At 71.5% G+C, this 1581-nt stretch carries 1 protein-coding gene; it reads left to right on the top strand.

The genetic code is table 11. From position 1 onward, the window contains the following. Positions 1-1581 (top strand): condensation domain-containing protein (locus GWI24_RS44190; RefSeq protein WP_247617736.1); only part of this gene is annotated, 1581 nt, incomplete at both ends.

Here is a 1581-nt window from a genome sequence, read left to right as displayed (position 1 = left end):
TGGCCGGATCCCCTCCTCACCGAACCGGCCGCCCGGCGACTGCTCGAAGCGTGGGCGGAGATGCTGTCCGGCCTCGCCGCACACACCGGTGGCGGCCATACGCCATCCGACTTCCCGCTGATGGCACTCGACCAGGCCCAGATCGAGGAGCTTGAGGCCGAGGTGGCGGGCGGCGTGGTCGACGTACTGCCGCTGTCACCCCTCCAGGAGGGCCTGCTCTTCCACGCGATGTTCGATGAGCGGGAGCGGGACATCTATGTGGAACAGAAGGTCCTGGAGCTCGAAGGGCCCCTGGGCATACGGAAGTTGCGCGACACCTGGCAGGCGCTCGTCGAACGGCATGGCAGTCTGCGCACCGGCTTCCGCCGCCTGGTCGGCGTGGACGAACCCGTCCAGGTGATCGCCCGCCACGTCACCCTGCCCTGGCACGAGGTGGACCTGTCGCACCTCGGCGCCGAGGCGGCGCGGGACCGGGCGGACCGGCTGGAGAACGCGGAACGGGCCCGCCGCTTCGACCTCACGGCCCCACCCCTGGCACGAATCCTGCTGGTGAAGACCGGCCCCGACCGCCACCGCATGGTCGTGACCCTGCACCACATCGTGCTCGACGGCTGGTCGCTACGAATCCTCATCCGCGAGCTGTGGGCCGGCTACGCGGCCGGTGGTGACACCCGCGAACTGGCGCCGACCACGCCCTACGGCGAGTATCTGGCCTGGCTGCGCCGCCAGAACCGGGAGGCGGCGCGCGCTGCCTGGCAGCGGGCGCTGGATGGCGTGTCCGAGCCGACGACGGTCGCCGCGCTCGACCCGAACGCCGAACCCGTCCTCACCCGCAAGGTCCTCGCCGAGACCGGCGATCATCTGGCCGGTGCGCTGCGGGAGCTCGCCCGTACTCACGGCGTCACGCTGAACACCGTGCTGCAGGTGGCCTGGGCCCAGGTCGTCGGCAAGCTCACCGGCCGGAGCGATGTGGTGTTCGGCGCCGCGGTGGCCGGACGTCCGCCGGAGCTGGCGGGGATGGCGGACATGCTGGGGCTCTTCATCAACACGATCCCCGTACGGGTCCGGCTGCGCCCGGCCGACTCCATTGCCCACCTGCTCAGCCTGGTGCAGGCCCAGCAGTCGGCGCTGCTCGACCACCAGCACCTCGGCCTCAAGGAGATCCAGCGCCTGGCCGGACCGGGCGCCACGTTCGACACCCTGATGGCCTTCGAGAACTTCCACGCGGGCGAGACCGGACCGGCCGCTCCTCTGCGACTGACGGACAGCACGACCCGGATGGCGACCACCTTCCCGCTGACGCTGGGGGTGGACCCGGCGGACGAGCTGAAGTTCTGGCTGGACTACCGCCCGGACGCGTTCGACGAGGACGCCGCGCGGGGCGTGGTACGGCGGCTGGCCCGGGTGCTGGAGCAGATGGCGGCGGATCCGACGCGGCGGGTGAGTGAGATCGAGCTGCTGGGGCGCGGTGAGCGGGAGCGGGTGGTGGAGGGGTGGAACGCCACTGAGCGAGCGGTTCCCGTACGGCCGTTGGGGGAGCTCTTCGATGAGCGGGCGGCCGTCTCCCCGGATGTGGTGGCG

It is taken from the genome of Streptomyces sp. MK37H (assembly GCF_018035285.1).
Lineage (GTDB): Bacteria > Actinomycetota > Actinomycetes > Streptomycetales > Streptomycetaceae > Streptomyces > Streptomyces endocoffeicus.
Note: the sequence above shows the minus strand (reverse complement) of the source record. Positions and strands in the feature narration are given on the sequence as shown.